Annotated in this window: 15 protein-coding genes; 12 read left to right on the top strand and 3 right to left on the bottom strand. The window is 69.0% G+C overall.

The window, feature by feature from the left end; translation table 11 throughout:
* Nucleotide 1: 1 nt before the first annotated feature.
* Nucleotides 2-820, bottom strand: coding sequence for a class I SAM-dependent methyltransferase (locus ABIC25_RS15620; RefSeq protein WP_354562151.1), 819 nt, complete (start codon nucleotides 818-820; stop codon nucleotides 2-4).
* 185 nt (nucleotides 821-1,005) lie between these two features.
* Here ABIC25_RS15620 and ABIC25_RS15615 point away from each other — a divergent pair, with 185 nt between their 5' ends.
* From ABIC25_RS15615 to ligA, 10 genes are all read left to right on the top strand, one after another.
* Entirely contained in the window at nucleotides 1,006-1,791 is a 786-nt protein-coding gene (locus ABIC25_RS15615; RefSeq protein WP_004019278.1) for an electron transfer flavoprotein subunit beta/FixA family protein, read from the top strand.
* Nucleotides 1,792-1,844: 53 nt separating this feature from the next.
* Nucleotides 1,845-2,801, top strand: a complete 957-nt coding sequence (locus tag ABIC25_RS15610; protein ID WP_004019279.1) for an electron transfer flavoprotein subunit alpha/FixB family protein — start codon at nucleotides 1,845-1,847, stop codon at nucleotides 2,799-2,801.
* 100 nt (nucleotides 2,802-2,901) lie between these two features.
* On the top strand, nucleotides 2,902-3,888 hold the full coding sequence (locus ABIC25_RS15605; RefSeq protein WP_354562150.1) for a GNAT family N-acetyltransferase: 987 nt from the start codon (nucleotides 2,902-2,904) through the stop codon (nucleotides 3,886-3,888).
* Nucleotides 3,885-4,829, top strand: coding sequence for a lysophospholipid acyltransferase family protein (locus ABIC25_RS15600; RefSeq protein WP_101819322.1), 945 nt, complete (start codon nucleotides 3,885-3,887; stop codon nucleotides 4,827-4,829). The genes ABIC25_RS15605 and ABIC25_RS15600 overlap by 4 nt, the downstream gene beginning before the upstream one ends.
* Nucleotides 4,830-4,891: 62 nt before the next feature.
* Entirely contained in the window at nucleotides 4,892-5,371 is a 480-nt protein-coding gene (locus ABIC25_RS15595; protein WP_004019282.1) for a DUF4334 domain-containing protein, read from the top strand.
* Between the two features lie 151 nt (nucleotides 5,372-5,522).
* On the top strand, nucleotides 5,523-6,743 hold the full coding sequence (locus tag ABIC25_RS15590) for a cysteine desulfurase family protein (RefSeq protein WP_248643070.1): 1,221 nt from the start codon (nucleotides 5,523-5,525) through the stop codon (nucleotides 6,741-6,743).
* The gene (gene mnmA, locus ABIC25_RS15585) at nucleotides 6,743-7,861 is read left to right on the top strand and encodes a tRNA 2-thiouridine(34) synthase MnmA (RefSeq protein ID WP_248643069.1); all 1,119 of its coding nucleotides are present in this window, start codon (nucleotides 6,743-6,745) and stop codon (nucleotides 7,859-7,861) included. Before ABIC25_RS15590 ends, mnmA begins: the two co-directional genes overlap by 1 nt.
* Nucleotides 7,858-8,874, top strand: coding sequence for a uroporphyrinogen decarboxylase/cobalamine-independent methonine synthase family protein (locus ABIC25_RS15580; protein WP_248643068.1), 1,017 nt, complete (start codon nucleotides 7,858-7,860; stop codon nucleotides 8,872-8,874). Before mnmA ends, ABIC25_RS15580 begins: the two co-directional genes overlap by 4 nt.
* A 42-nt stretch (nucleotides 8,875-8,916) precedes the next feature.
* Nucleotides 8,917-9,303 (top strand): MmcQ/YjbR family DNA-binding protein, encoded by a 387-nt coding sequence (locus ABIC25_RS15575; RefSeq protein ID WP_248643067.1) that lies wholly within the window; start codon nucleotides 8,917-8,919, stop codon nucleotides 9,301-9,303.
* Nucleotides 9,304-9,440: 137 nt separating this feature from the next.
* Entirely contained in the window at nucleotides 9,441-11,531 is a 2,091-nt protein-coding gene (gene ligA, locus ABIC25_RS15570; RefSeq protein ID WP_248643066.1) for an NAD-dependent DNA ligase LigA, read from the top strand.
* A 4-nt stretch (nucleotides 11,532-11,535) separates the two neighbouring features.
* Here ligA and ABIC25_RS15565 read toward each other — a convergent pair whose 3' ends face one another.
* Both ABIC25_RS15565 and ABIC25_RS15560 read right to left on the bottom strand, forming a co-directional pair.
* Complete coding sequence (locus ABIC25_RS15565; protein ID WP_248643065.1) at nucleotides 11,536-12,051, bottom strand: O-acetyl-ADP-ribose deacetylase; 516 nt, start codon at nucleotides 12,049-12,051, stop codon at nucleotides 11,536-11,538.
* Nucleotides 12,052-12,092: 41 nt separating this feature from the next.
* Nucleotides 12,093-12,761: an ACT domain-containing protein gene (locus tag ABIC25_RS15560; protein WP_248643064.1), complete on the bottom strand. Its 669-nt coding sequence runs from the start codon at nucleotides 12,759-12,761 to the stop codon at nucleotides 12,093-12,095.
* Nucleotides 12,762-12,931: 170 nt separating this feature from the next.
* On the opposite strand from ABIC25_RS15560, the gene gatC reads away from it, so the two are divergent.
* Together gatC and gatA are read left to right on the top strand one after the other, a co-directional pair.
* Nucleotides 12,932-13,243 carry an Asp-tRNA(Asn)/Glu-tRNA(Gln) amidotransferase subunit GatC gene (gene gatC, locus ABIC25_RS15555; RefSeq protein WP_010841341.1) on the top strand — a complete coding sequence of 104 codons (312 nt, stop codon included), beginning with the start codon at nucleotides 12,932-12,934 and terminating at the stop codon, nucleotides 13,241-13,243.
* Nucleotides 13,240-14,745 (top strand): Asp-tRNA(Asn)/Glu-tRNA(Gln) amidotransferase subunit GatA, encoded by a 1,506-nt coding sequence (gene gatA / locus ABIC25_RS15550; protein WP_101819327.1) that lies wholly within the window; start codon nucleotides 13,240-13,242, stop codon nucleotides 14,743-14,745. The genes gatC and gatA overlap by 4 nt, the downstream gene beginning before the upstream one ends.
* Nucleotides 14,746-14,753 lie beyond the last annotated feature (8 nt).

Genomic DNA, 14,753 nt, shown 5'->3' with positions numbered 1-14,753 from the left:
CTCAGCCCCGCAACGCGACCGCGAACAGGTCGAGGGAGGCGTCGATGTCATGCTCGCCCGAGTCGACGACCTCGAAGTCCGCGGCGACCACGCCGGCGACATCCGCGGCGAGTTCGTCGGGCCAGGGTTCACCGGCGAGTGCGCGCTCGATCTGGGCGTCGATGAGTGAACCGCCCCACTTGGCGTCGAGCGTCCGCAGGCGCGGTCCGTGCACGACGCCGAGCATCGCGTCGACCACGAAGCCTCCGTCGATGAGGAGCTCGGTGAGTTCCGCCGCATCCAGCTCCCGGGTGTGGAACGGGTTGAGCGGTGTGTCGCGACCAGGGGAGAAGGTGATGCGGTTGGGCGTCGACATCAGCAACACGCCGCCGGGGCGCAGCACGCGGTGGCATTCGGCGACGAAGCGCGACTGGTCCCAGAGGTGTTCGATCACCTGGAAGTTGACCACGACGTCGACCGAGGCGTCGACGAGCGGGAGGTCGACGAGGTTGCCCTCGTGCACGACGAGCTCGGGATACCGGCGGCGGGTGTGCTCGACGGCGGCGGTGTCGTAGTCGACGCAGACCACCGACGACGCCCCGGCGGCGGCGATCATCGCGGCGCCGTAACCCTCGCCGGACCCGGCTTCGAGGACGTCCCGCCCGGCACATCGGCCGGCGATGTGGCGATAGGCGATCTCGTGGCGCCGGAACCAGTAGTTCTCGGCGGGAATTCCCGGGACCGTGCGCTCGCCGGTGAGCGCGAGCTGCTGGTCGGTGTCGAGCGCCTCGAGACCAGTGGTTGCCGTCCCGCGCGACGATCCGAGGTCTGCGTCAGTCATCTGAGAGAGAGTAGGGCATGCCCTCCGGTTGCCGGGGCCGTCGTACCGAGCGAGCGACCGGTCATGTCCATTGTGTGAGGTAGTCGATGTTTAGTGGAACCATAGGAGAGGCTAAAGTGGTGAAGACCCATGGCCTTACCCGCCGGTAAGTTGCCGAACCCGATGCAGGAGGTCGACGTAGACCCATGACAAACATTGTCGTACTGATCAAGCAGGTTCCCGACACGTGGTCCGAGCGCAAGTTGTCCGATGACGACTACACCCTGGACCGCGAGGCCGCTGACGCCGTCCTGGACGAGATCAACGAGCGCGCCGTCGAGGAAGCGCTGAAGATCAAGGAGGCCGACGGCGGTGAGGTCACCATCCTGACGGCGGGCCCCGAGCGCGCGACCGACGCCATCCGCAAGGCACTGTCGATGGGTGCGGACAAGGCGATCCACATCAAGGACGACCTCATGCACGGCTCGGACGCGGTGCAGACCGCATACGTCCTCGCGCGGGCACTCGGCACGGTCGAGGGTGTCGAGCTGGTCATCGCCGGCAACGAGGCCACCGACGGCCGCGTCGGCGCCATCCCGGCCATGATCGCCGAGTACCTCGAGCTGCCGCACCTCACGCACCTGCGCAAGCTGACCCTGGAGGGCGAGACCCTCAAGGGTGAGCGCGAGACCGACGACGGCATCTTCCATGTCGAGGCGAGCCTGCCGGCCATCGTCAGCGTCAACGAGAAGATCAACGAGCCGCGCTTCCCGTCCTTCAAGGGCATCATGGCCGCGAAGAAGAAGGAAGTCACCGTTCTCACCCTCGCCGAGATCGACGTCGAGGCGAGCGATGTGGGCCTGGAGAATGCCGGCTCGGTCGTGACGGCGAACACCCCGAAGCCGCCGAAGACCGCGGGCGAGCGCGTCACCGACGAAGGCGACGGCGGCACCAAGGTCGCCGAGTACCTGGTCGGCCAGAAGATCATCTGACCTTCTCGACGCAGACCACCGGCGAACCCCCAGACATTCAGGAGATAACCACCATGTCAGAAGTACTCGTTCTCGTGGAACAGGACGCCGAAGGCGCCCTGAAGAAGGTCACCAGCGAGCTCATCACCGCCGCCCGCGCGCTCGGCACCCCGTCGGCAGTCGTCGTCGGCAAGCCCGGCTCGGCCGACGGAATCCTCGACGGCCTCAAGGAGGCCGGCGCCGAGAAGATCTACGTCGCCGAGTCCGACGACGCGGGCAGCTACCTCATCACCCCGCAGGTCGACGTCCTCGCCTCGATCGCCGAGACCGCTTCGCCGGCCGGCATCCTCGTCCCGGCGACCGCCGACGGCAAGGAGATCGCGGGACGCTTGGCCGTGCGCCTCGGCTCCGGCGTCCTCGCCGACATCGTCGACGTCAAGGAAGGCGGCGTGGGCATCCACTCGATCTTCGGTGGCGCCTTCACCGTCGACGCCCAGGCCAAGGGCGACGTGCCGGTCTTCTCGATCCGCCCCGGTGGCGTCGAGGCCGCTCCGCAGGCCGGTGCCGGCGAGCGCGTCGACGTCGAGGTCCCCGCTCAGGGCGAGGGCGCGGTCAAGATCACCAAGGTCGAGCCGAATGTCGGCGGCGACCGCCCCGAGCTGACCGAGGCGTCCATCGTCGTCTCGGGTGGCCGCGGTGTCGGCAGTGCCGAGAAGTTCTCGGTCGTCGAGGAACTCGCCGATGTGCTCGGTGCCGCGGTCGGCGCCTCGCGTGCGGCCGTCGACTCCGGTTACTACCCGGGTCAGTTCCAGGTCGGTCAGACCGGCAAGACCGTGTCGCCGCAGCTGTACGTCGCACTGGGCATCTCGGGCGCCATCCAGCACCGCGCCGGCATGCAGACCTCGAAGACGATCGTGGCCGTCAACAAGGACGAAGAGGCCCCGATCTTCGAGATCGCCGACTACGGCATCGTCGGCGACCTGTTCAACGTCGCGCCGCAGCTGACCGAAGAGGTCAAGAAGCGCAAGTGATCGTGCGCTGATCAGCTCCACAACCCGGTGACCCTCGACTCCGTGTCGGGGGTCACCGTGCGTTCGCGGGTCGTTCACCCGCAGGTGACCGTCGCGAAGCATGTTCACCCGATGGCGGCCCGAGTTCATCGAACCCGCACCGACACGACACACTGCGGTGGTCCCGCCGACGCCCGGTCTGGCTTTCATTCGAGTCATGAACGCCATGCAGTCGCCAGTCCGCACCAGCCACGTCTCGCGCGCACGGTTCACGCGGGCCGTACCGACGACCCTGCTCACCACGGGACCCATCCGCGTCATCGTGTCCGACGATCCCGCCGACATCGTCGCCGCGCAGGAGTTGCGGTACCGCGTTTTCGCCGACGAGCCCGGCTTCTCCAACCGCATCGGTGACGCGGTCACCGGACGCGATGCCGACCGGTTCGACGCCTTCTGCGAACACCTCATCGTCCGCCACGACGAGGACGGTGTCGTCGGCTGCGCACGTCTCCTCGCGCCGGCCCGGGCCATCGCCGCCGGCGGCTGGTACTCGGCCACCGAGTTCGATCTCCGCGAGATGAACGACATCGTCTCCGCCACGGTCGAATTGGGCCGAGCCTGTGTTCACTCCGCGTACCGCGACGGCTCGGTGACCGCGCTCATGTGGGCGGCGCTGCTCCAGTACATGGACGACGCCGGTCTGCGTTACCTGATGGGGTGCGTGTCGGTGCCGCTGCACAGTCCGGGGGAGTGGCACCCGGGATCGTCGTTGCGCGCCCTCCGAGATCGACTGCGCGACGACCACCAGGACCTCCGGCGGCGGGCACACCCGCTAGCGGCGGCCCGCATCGGCGGACGCCTGCTCGACGACATCGTGCCCGCGGACACGGTCGCGATGCCGCCGCTGATGCGCGGGTATCTCCGACTCGGTGCCCGGATCTGTGGCGAGCCGGCTGTCGACGACGTCTTCGACGTCGCGGACTTCCTGACCCTGCTCGACCGAGAGGGTGCGAACAAGCGCTACCTCGACCGGCTGCGATCGAGTGCCAGACGGCTCGGATCGCCCGGTACGGACGCGGTGCCGGCGCCCGGGGGCGCGGCGCGATGACCGCGCTGCTGGTCGATCCGGTCGCTCCGCGCACGGCTGGTCCGCGTCGCGGTCACGCCCAGTGCTCCACGGTCCGCTCGACCGGTGGGCTCGCCCACCCGTGGTTCCCGATCAGCACCTGCGGCGAAGGCTGCATCGGCGTGACGGCGGCGCGGCGGATCGACGCGATCTCCGACGCGACGATCGTCGCGTGGCGCCTGTGCCGTCTCGCCGCGGTCGTGGTGTGGATCCTCTGGGCCGTCCTGGCGGCCGGGTCGGTGGCGCGCCTGCGGCGACGACCGCCGCGCGCCCTCCGCGCCCCTGCGTCGAGTGCGTTGCTCGCCGCTCTGGGCATCTCCGTGGACGTCGAGGACCGACGATCCGATCCGGCGCGTCCGGGTCTGGTGGTCGCCAACCACATCTCGTTCCTCGATGTCCTCGCTCTCGCACTGGTCAGCCCCGCGCACGTGGTCGCCAAATCCGATGTCGTCGGGATGCCGGTGGTGTCGTCTCTCGCGCGCAGGTTCGGCGTCATCGCCGTCGACCGCGGCACGCTTCGCGGGCTGCCGGGGACGGTCGGCGAGGTCGCCGGGCGGCTGCACCGCGATTCGTCGGTGATCGTGTTCCCCGAGGGCACCACCTATTGCGGTCGGTCCGGCGGCGCGTTCCGCCCCGCCTTCTTCCAGGCCGCGATCGATGCGAACGTGCCGGTGGTGCCGGTGAAACTCCGCTTCGTTGGCACCGACGGAACGACGGCGACGGCACCGAGCTTCATCGGCGCGGACACCCCGGCCGACACCCTGCGGCGGGTTCTGCGGGCACGCGGCCTCGCCGTCACGATGGTCATCCACCCGCCCGAGGAGCCGGGCCGGGATCGCCGCGAACTGGCAGGTCGGTGCGAGCGCGTCGTGGCAGGTCCGCGCGCGGTCACCGAAAGTGACATCATCCGTTCTCTCATATAGGTTTCTCGGGTAGCCGTCCGTAGCTCTGCGGACGATCAACCGCGTACCTCCAGGAGGCGACGATGACGTCCACCCAAACCCGAGAAGCCGCGCGCACCAGGTTCTTCGAACTCCGAGATGTCGACGGCCGGGTTGACGACGCCGATCTCGACACCGTCTGGGCCGGACTGTCGACGCTGCGACCCGAGGAGATGCTCGGCGCCTGGAAGGGCGGGGAGTTCACGACCGGGCACGCCATCAACGGCATGCTCGCCAAGGCAAACTGGTTCGGCAAGACCTTCACCTCGCGCAGCGACGTACAGCCGCTGGTGTGCCGTGACGAGAACGGCGACCTCTACTCCAACACGAAGTTGGGCAAGGGCGAGGCGAGCCTGTGGGCGATCGAGTTCCGCGGCGAGATCACCGCGTCGATGGTCTACGACGGCCAGCCGGTCATCGATCACTTCAAGCGCGTCGACGACACCACGGTGATGGGGATCATGAACGGCAAGGGCGGCGTCATCGACGGTCGTCACCTGTACTTCTACCTCGAGCGGGTCTGAGGACGACGGGTCGATCCGTCGATACGCGCGATTTCGGCGCCCGCGCTCGCTGACAAGCGGCAGGAGTCGGGTCGGTGAGGGGTCGGGTCGCCGATCGGCGACCCGATCGTGGAATTTGTCGGCGACCGACGCGCGTTTATCCTTGCTAGCGATGCCCGTGCCAAGCCGACCGCCCGTGAAGGCGCCTGTCTACCTCGACCACGCCGCTTCGACGCAGATGCTGCCCGAAGCCGTCGAGGCGATGACCGCCGTCTTCGCCCAGCCGGGTAACGCCTCGTCATTGCACGGGTCCGGCCGCACCGCGCGACGCCGGCTGGAGGAGGCGCGCGAGGCCATTGCCGCGGCCGTCGGCGCCCGGCCCTCCGAGGTCGTGTTCACCGGGGGCGGGACCGAGTCCGACAATCTGGCGATCAAGGGGATCTTCTGGTCCCGCCGGAACGCCGACCCGCGCCGTCGCCGGATCATCACCTCCGCCGTCGAACACCACGCGGTTCTCGACCCCGCGCAATGGCTCGCCGACGAGGGCGACGCCGAACTCGTGCTGCTGCCCGTCGACGCCGACGGTGTGGTCTCGCCGGCCGACCTGCGCGCCGAGCTCGAGGCGCACGCCGACGAGACCGCCCTCATCTCGATCATGTGGGCCAACAACGAGGTCGGCACGATCCAGCCGATCACCGAGATCGCCGCGCTGGGGTCCGAGTTCGGGGTCCCGGTGCACTCCGACGCGATCCAGGCGGTCGGCCACCTGCCGGTCGATTTCGCCGCGAGCGGCCTGTCCGCACTCAGCCTGACCGCCCACAAGTTCGGCGGCCCGCAGGGCGTCGGTGCCCTGCTCCTCGGTCGCGACGTCGGATGCGTTCCGCTGCTGCACGGTGGCGGGCACGAACGTGACGTGCGGTCGGGAACCCAGGACGTCGCCGGCGTGTCCGGCATGGCTGCCGCTCTCTCGTGGTGCGTCGAGAACCTGGATGCGACCACCGCGCACGTCCGAGCGCTGCGGACCCGGTTGACCGACGTACTGCTCGGCGTCGACGGGGCGGTGCTCAACGGTGCCGATGGCGCCGGTCGTCTTCCCGGCAACGTGCACGTGTCGTTCGCCGGGTGCGAGGGTGACTCGCTGCTGATGCTCCTCGACGCCAAGGGTGTCGAGTGCTCGACCGGATCGGCCTGTACCGCCGGCGTCGCTCAGGCCAGCCATGTGCTGCTGGCGATGGGGCTCGACATGGCCGATGCCCGATCGTCGTTGCGTTTCTCCCTCGGCCACACCACCACCGACGCCGACATCGATGCGGTCGCCGCGGTCATCGACGAGGTCGTCGACCGGGCGCGGGCCGCGGGTCTGGTGTCCGTCCCCGGCGGAAGGATCTCCTGATGCGAGTACTGGCGGCGATGAGTGGCGGCGTCGACTCGGCGGTCGCCGCGGCACGAGCGGTCGAGGCCGGCCACGAGGTGGTCGGAGTTCACCTGGCACTGTCCACGGCGCCGGGTGCGTTGCGCACGGGCTCGCGCGGTTGCTGCTCGCGGGAGGATGCGTCCGACGCCCGCCGGGCGGCCGACGTCCTCGGAATCCCGTTTTATGTCTGGGATTTCGCCGATCGGTTCAAAGACGACGTCATCGACGAATTCGTCGAGGCCTACGCGGCCGGACGCACGCCGAACCCCTGCCTGACGTGCAACGAGAAGATCAAGTTCGCCGCCCTCGCCGACAAGGCGGTCGCCCTGGGTTTCGACGCGCTGGCCACGGGCCACTACGCCCAGCTCGTCGACGGGGAGTTGCGGCGCGCGGTCGATGCCGACAAGGACCAGTCCTATGTGCTCGCCGTCCTGACGCGTGACCAGTTGTCGCGGGCGATGTTCCCGATCGGCGACACTCCGAAGACTGACATCCGGGCCGAGGCGGCCCGGCGCGGTCTGGCCGTCGCGGACAAGCCGGATTCCCATGACATCTGCTTCATCCCCAGCGGTGACACCCGCGCGTTCCTCGGTGCCCGCATCGGCGTCCGGCCGGGAGCGATTGTCGACGCGTCGTCGGGTGAGCGTCTCGCCGAGCACGACGGTGTCCACGGCTTCACCATCGGTCAGCGCAAGGGCCTCGGGGTCGAGGCACCGGCCGCCGACGGGAAGCCGCGCTATGTCACCGAGATCGATCCGGACTCCGGGACGGTGACGGTCGGGACGGCCGCCGATCTCCAGGTCTGGGGGATCACCGCCACCCGCGCGGTCTGGACGTCGGGGGTCACCCCCGACGAACCCTTCGACGCCATGGTGCAGGTCCGGGCCCACGGCGGACTCGCGCCCGTGCGGGCGACCGCGACCATGGTCGACGGCGAGCCCGGAATCGAGATCGCGCTGCAGGAGCCGCTCACCGGCGTCGCCCGCGGTCAGGCCGCGGTGCTGTATCTGCCCGATGCCCGACGCGGCGACCAGGTCGTCGGGTGCGGGCGCATCGCCACCACCTCGTCGCAGCCGACGGTCGTACCGTCTCCGTGACCGGATCGGGGCTGCCCACCGGCGTGGGCACCGGCGTGGGTTCGATGCCCGGAACCGACGCGCGTGCCGCCGCCGAGGTGGTCAACGGTGAGCTCGACTTCACGCACCTCGTCGAACTCCCCGGACGTGGCATCGGCTCGGATCTGATCGGCCGGATGGCAGCCATCCTCGTCGACCTGCCGATGGACACCGCGACGTGGGGATACCGCCTCGCGCAACGCCATTCCCGGTTGGCCCGGCGGGCTGCAGATCTCCTCGCCGAGGACCTCGATGTCGTCGAGGAACTCTGGGAGACCGCGGGATTCGTCGGCACCGGTCGCCCGTTCAAGGTGCAGGTCGCCGGTCCGTTCACCACGTCGGCGTCGGTCGAGCTGGCCAATGGGCAGCGAGTCCTCAAGGACCATGGTGCGGTCCGCGACATCGTCGAGTCGACGGCCGAGGGTGTGCGTGAGCATGTCGCCGAGGTGGAACGCCGGCTCGGTGCGCGCGTGGTGGTCCAGCTCGACGAGCCGATGATCGGCCAGGTCATCGACGGCGCGGTGAAGCCGCTGACGCGCTTCGACCCCATCCGGGCGGTACCGGTGGTCGAGGTGGCGCGAGCACTCACCGAACTCGTCGACCACGTCGGTGCGCCGGTGATCCTGCACGATTGCGGCCGACCACGATGGGACCTGCTCGAGCACCTCCCCGGCGTCGCGTATTCGATCGATGTCACCAAGCCGTCGGCGACCGATCTCGACGGCATCGGCGCCCTCGTCGATCGCGGCGGCGTGCTCGTCGCCGGACGCGTGCCCTCGACCGCGCCCGACCGCCCGCTGGCCGCCGAACGCGTGGCCACCGAACTAGCCGCGCTGACCGACCGCATCGGACTGAACCGGAAAGTGTTGGCGGACAATGTCATCGTGACGCCGACCTGTGGTCTCGCCGGTGCCTCGGCAAGCTGGGCCAAGTCGGCGCTGGCGATCACCGCCGAAGCCGGTCAGCTGTTGGCCGGCGATCCCTCGGCGCTGTAGAAAACACTGCGGGTTCGACGCGCCGGACCTATCCTCGTCGGTATGCCGCACCCGATCATGTTCGACGACGCGGACCCGTATCTGGGCCGGATCCGCGAGATCGCGCTCGCGCTACCCGACGCCACCGAGGTCGTCGCGCATGGTCGGCCGACCTTCCGCTGCGGCAAGATGTTCGGCAATTACGGCGGTGGAGTCAAGGGCAGCAAGGTTCGCCACGACCAGTCGATCCTGGTCCTCGCCGACGACTCCGAACGGCCCGCCCTGCTGGACGATCCGCGGTTCTTCCTACCCGCCTATCTCGGCCCCGCAGGCTGGGTGGGTCTGATCCTCGACGACGACACAGACTGGGACGAGGTCGGCGAACTCCTCGACGCCAGCTACCGCCAGATCGCACCCAAACGGTCGGTGGCCAAGCTCGGTCCGTTGTGATCGTCGGCGCGGAAACTCCCGCGGTCCCGTCTCCGTCCCGCTGATCGGATCTCATCAGCGGGAGGGAAGCAGTACCGCGCGAACGAGACATCGGTTGACGAGCTGGGTCTGTCCGACTGCTCCGATACCCTCGGAACGTGGCAGATACAACGGAGTCGGGTCAGCCGGTCACCGAGCAGTCGGGGCCGGAGGGAGACCTTCGCGAGGAGTGGACAGCTCTCGCCGAGGAGATCCGCGAGCACCAGTTCCGCTACTACGTGAAGGACGCGCCGGTCATCACCGACGGCGAGTTCGATCTCCTCCTTCGGCGTCTGCAGGCACTCGAGGAAGCGCATCCGGAACTCGCGACCGCGGACTCACCCACCAAGCTCGTCGGTGGTGGATTCTCCACCGCATTCTCCCCGGCGGACCATCTCGAGCGAATGATGTCGCTGGACAACGTCTTCGACCACGACGAGATGCGCACCTGGGTCGACCGCGTGGTCGCCGACGCCGGCACCCGGGTGAACTTCCTCTGTGAACTGAAGATCGACGGGGTGGCCCTCGCGCTGGTGTACCGGAACGGGGTCCTGGAACGGGGCGTCACCCGCGGCGACGGCCGCACCGGTGAGGACGTGTCGCTGAACGCACGCACGATCGACGACATCCCGATGCGCCTGGCCGAGTCCGCGGAGTACCCGATTCCCGAGGTCCTCGAGGTGCGCGGCGAGGTCTTCTTCCGGGTGGAGGACTTCGAGGCGCTGAACGCCTCCCTCGTGGCGGAGGGCAAGGCGCCCTTCGCGAACCCCCGCAACTCGGCCGCCGGCTCGCTGCGCCAGAAGAACCCGCAGATCACCGCCCGCAGGAGGCTGCGGATGATCTGCCACGGCATCGGGCATACCGAGGGGTGGCGGCCGGAGTCCCTGCACGATGCCTACCTGGCGCTCGGCGCCTGGGGTCTGCCGGTGTCGACGCACACCACCAAGGTGTCCGGTGCCGACGAGATCATCGACAAGATCACCTACTGGGGCGAACACCGTCACGACGTCGAGCACGAGATCGACGGCATCGTGGTCAAAGCCGACGACGTCACCGTGCAACGACGCCTCGGATCCACATCGCGTGCGCCGCGGTGGGCCATTGCCTACAAGTACCCGCCCGAGGAAGCCACCACCAAGCTCTCCGACATCCAGGTCAACGTCGGACGGACCGGCCGCGTCACCCCCTTCGCGGTCCTCGAGCCGGTCCTCGTCGCCGGTTCGACGGTGTCCCGTGCGACCTTGCACAACGGATCGGAGGTCAAGCGCAAGGGCGTGCTGATCGGCGACACCGTGACCATCCGCAAGGCGGGCGACGTGATTCCCGAGGTCCTCGGACCCGTCGTCGACCTCCGTGACGGCAGCGAAGTCGAGTTCGAGATGCCGGAGAAATGCCCGGCATGCGGCACACCGCTGCGGCCGGAGAAGGAGAGCGACGCCGACCTTCGCTGCCCGAATCAGGAGAGTTGCCCGGCTCAGTTGCGCGAGCGGCTCTTTCATCTCGCCGGCCGCGGTTCCTTCGACATCGAGGCGCTCGGCTACGAGGCTGCGTCGGCCCTGCTGTCGGCGGGGGTCCTCACCAACGAGGGCGACCTGTTCTCGCTGACCGCCGACGATCTGGTCCGCACCGACCTGTTCACCACCAAGGCGGGTGCGCTGTCGGCCAACGGCAAGCGCCTGCTGGCGAACCTCGACAAGGCCAAGGACGTGGCGCTGTGGCGCGTGCTGGTCGGGCTGTCCATCCGCCACGTCGGGCCCACCGCCGCCCGCGCCCTGGCCACCGAGTTCGGTTCGCTCGAGGCGATCGAGGCCGCCGACATCGAGCGACTCGCCGCGGTCGAAGGGCTGGGGATGACCCTGGCCCAGTCCATCCATGACTGGTTCACCGTCGACTGGCACCGGGACATCGTCGAGAAGTGGCGGGCTGCAGGCGTTTCCATGGAGGACGAACGGGATGAGTCGATCGTCCGAACGCTGGAGGGCAAGACGATCGTGGTGACGGGCTCGCTGGTGGACTTCTCCCGTGACGGGGCCAAGGAGGCGATCCTGCAGCGCGGTGGCAAGGCGTCGGGTTCGGTGTCGAAGAAGACCGACTACGTGGTGGTGGGGGATTCGCCGGGGACCAAGGCCGACAAGGCCGAACAGCTCGGCGTGCCGGTGCTCGACGAGGACGCCTTCAAGCGGCTGCTGGAGACCGGCGAAGCGGAGTGATCGTTCAGCCCAACGCGGACTCGAACGCGCGGTAGGCGCGCTGATCGAACAGGACGAACCGGACCTCTTCGATCGACGTGTCCGGCACCGTGGCGCGCACCGTCTCGACCGCCCTGCGGGCCCCGTCGTCCATCGGCCAGCCGTACACGCCGGTCGAGATCGCCGGGAAGGCGATCGTGGTGGCGCCCAGTTCGGTTGCGACACGTACTGATTCGCGGTAGCAGGAGACGAGGAGGTCGGAGCGGTCCTCGTCGTAGGAGTGAACCGGACCGACGGTGTGGATGACCCAGCGCGCATCCATGTCGCCCGCGGTGGTGGCCACCGCCTCGCCGACCGGCAGACCGCGGCGGTAGGGACCCGCGCGGAGCTCCCGACACTCGGCGAGAATCGCCGGGCCGCCGCGCCGGTGGATCGCGCCGTCGACCCCACCACCGCCGAGCAACGTGGAATTGGCGGCGTTGACGATCGCGTCGACCGACTGCGTCGTGATGTCGCCCTGAACCAGAGTGATGGACGTCATCAGTCCATGATGCCCGCGGGACGGCCCGATGTGGCCGGCTCTCAGCTCTCGGTGCGCAACACGGTGCTGACGATCCCCGCGAGGTAACCGAGCCGCGCGACCTCGGACGGCCGGAAGTCCGGTCCGCCGATACGTCCGAGGAGAATCGCCTTCGACTCCGAGCCCAGCGGCGCCGCGGCGAGGCGGGTGTCCATGTCCTGCCAAGCACCCGGAACCCAGTCACCCTCGGCGTCGAGCTCGGTGGCTCTCTCCAGAGGAAGCCAGTCGGCCCTGGTCAACGGGGTCTCCGGGGCTCCAGATGAGCCGAAGAGTTGCAGCACGCCGCCGCTGGCGGGGGTGATCACCATCGCCCACGAGACGCGTAGCACCCGAGGTGCGTTGTCCACGAGGACCTGCAGCCGGTCACGACCGGCGGTGGCCACCTGGTCGACCAGCTCGAGTTCGCGGTGGGTGTCCAGGACGCCGGAGTAGGGCCGGATCGAGTCGACGCGGACACCGTTGACCTTCTCGGCCGCGGTGATCAGGCTGTCGGGCAGGGCGCCGGGCGCCACCTCGACGACGAGATCGTCCACGGCGTAGCCGTTGCCGCGCTCGACGACCTCGAGGGACAGGATGTCTGCACCGACCGAGCCGAGCTGCACGGCGAGCACGCCGAGGCTGCCCGGCCGGTCTTCGAGATAGACCCGCAACAGGTAGGACACGTGCGACATTCTCGCACCCGCGCGCGTGGTGCGCGCAGCGCCCGCGGCCCAACGGGTGGCTGGGGTGAGTCCGCGTCGCGGGTTCCCATAGTCTGGAGACGTTGCGCGAACCGTGTCCACGACGCGATGAGGGCGGCACAGAGGACGACACGAACAGTGATGTGAGGAAGGACGCTGCAGTGGCTGGCGAACCGAAGTCCATATCGCGGGACGAGGTCGCGCATCTGGCGCGACTGTCGCGACTGGCACTGAGCGAGGACGAACTCGATGTCTACGCCGAGCAGCTGGACTCGATCCTGACCCACGTCGCGTCGGTGTCGGAGGTGGCTGCCGACGATGTGCCCGGCACGGCCCACCCGGCCGAGCTCGCGAACGTGCTGCGTCCCGACGTCGTCGTTCCCGGCCTGACGACCGACGCCGCGCTGTCCGGTGCGCCCGCGGTCGAACAGGACCGGTTCGCCGTCCCGCAGATCCTGGGAGAAGAGCAGTGAGTCCCGATTCCAGCGCCGCAGCGCCGCGTCCCGCGGGTGACCTGACCGGACTGTCCGCCGCCGAACTCGCCACCAAGATCGGTGCGCGCGAGGTCAGCTCGGTGGAGGTCACCCAGGCTCACCTCGATCGGATCGCCGAGATCGACGACCAACTCGGCGCGTTCCTGCACGTGAGCGGGGCCGAAGCGCTGGTTGCCGCCAAGGCTGCCGACGACGCGATCGCCGCCGGTGAGACCCCGTCGGCTCTCGCGGGCGTGCCCATCGCACTCAAGGACGTCTTCACCACGGTCGACGCCCCCACGACGTGCGGCTCCAGGATTCTCGAGGGCTGGGTGCCGCCATACGACGCCACGGTCACCGAACGCCTTCGTGCCGCGGGTATCCCGATCCTGGGCAAGACCAACATGGACGAGTTCGCCATGGGCAGCTCGACCGAGAACTCGGCGTATCAGCTGACCCGGAACCCGTGGGACCCCACCAAGATCCCGGGTGGCTCGGGCGGCGGCAGCGCAGCGGCGCTCGCGTCGTACGAGGCGCCCCTGGCGATCGGCACCGACACCGGTGGTTCGATCCGCCAGCCGGCCGCCGTCACCGCGACCGTCGGGGTCAAACCCACCTACGGCACGGTCTCGCGGTACGGACTCGTGGCATGCGCCTCGTCCCTGGACCAGGGCGGACCGTGTGGCCGCACCGTCCTGGACACCGCGATGCTGCACGAGATCATCGCCGGGCACGATCCGCGTGACTCCACCTCGATCGACGTGCCGGTGCCCGACGTGGTCTCGGCTGCCCGCGAGGGCGCCGAGCGGGATCTGACGGGCGTCCGGATCGGTGTGGTCACCGAACTGCAGGGCGAGGGCTACCAGTCGGGCGTGCTCGACTCGTTCCACCAGGCGGTCAAGCTCCTCGAGGAGCGCGGCGCCGAGGTGGTCGAGGTCAGCTGCCCGCACTTCACCTACGCGCTCGGCGCCTACTACCTGATCCTCCCGTCGGAGGTGTCGTCGAACCTGGCGCGCTTCGACGCGATGCGCTACGGATTGCGCGTCGGCGACGACGGCTCGCATTCGGCCGACGAGGTCATGGCGCTGTCCCGCGAACAGGGCTTCGGGCCGGAGGTCAAGCGCCGCATCATGATCGGCACCTATGCGTTGTCGTCGGGCTACTACGACGCCTACTACGGGCAGGCGCAGAAGGTCCGCACCCTGATCTCGCGCGACTTCGCCACCGCCTTCGAGAAGGTCGACGTGCTGATCTCGCCGACCACCCCGACCACCGCGTTCCCGATCGGGGAGAAGGTCGACGATCCGCTCGCGATGTACCTGTTCGACCTGTGCACGCTGCCGGTGAATCTTGCCGGCATCGGGTCGATGTCGGTGCCGTCGGGGCTGTCGGTCGACGACGGGATGCCGGTCGGGTTGCAGATCATGGCCCCCGCCCTCGCCGACGACCGGCTGTACCGCGTCGGCGCCTCCTACGAAGCGGCTCGCGGCCCGATCGTCTGACGGACCCT

Source organism: Gordonia sp. PvP123 (assembly GCF_040547295.1).
Lineage (GTDB): Bacteria > Actinomycetota > Actinomycetes > Mycobacteriales > Mycobacteriaceae > Gordonia > Gordonia terrae.
Note: the sequence above shows the minus strand (reverse complement) of the source record. Positions and strands in the feature narration are given on the sequence as shown.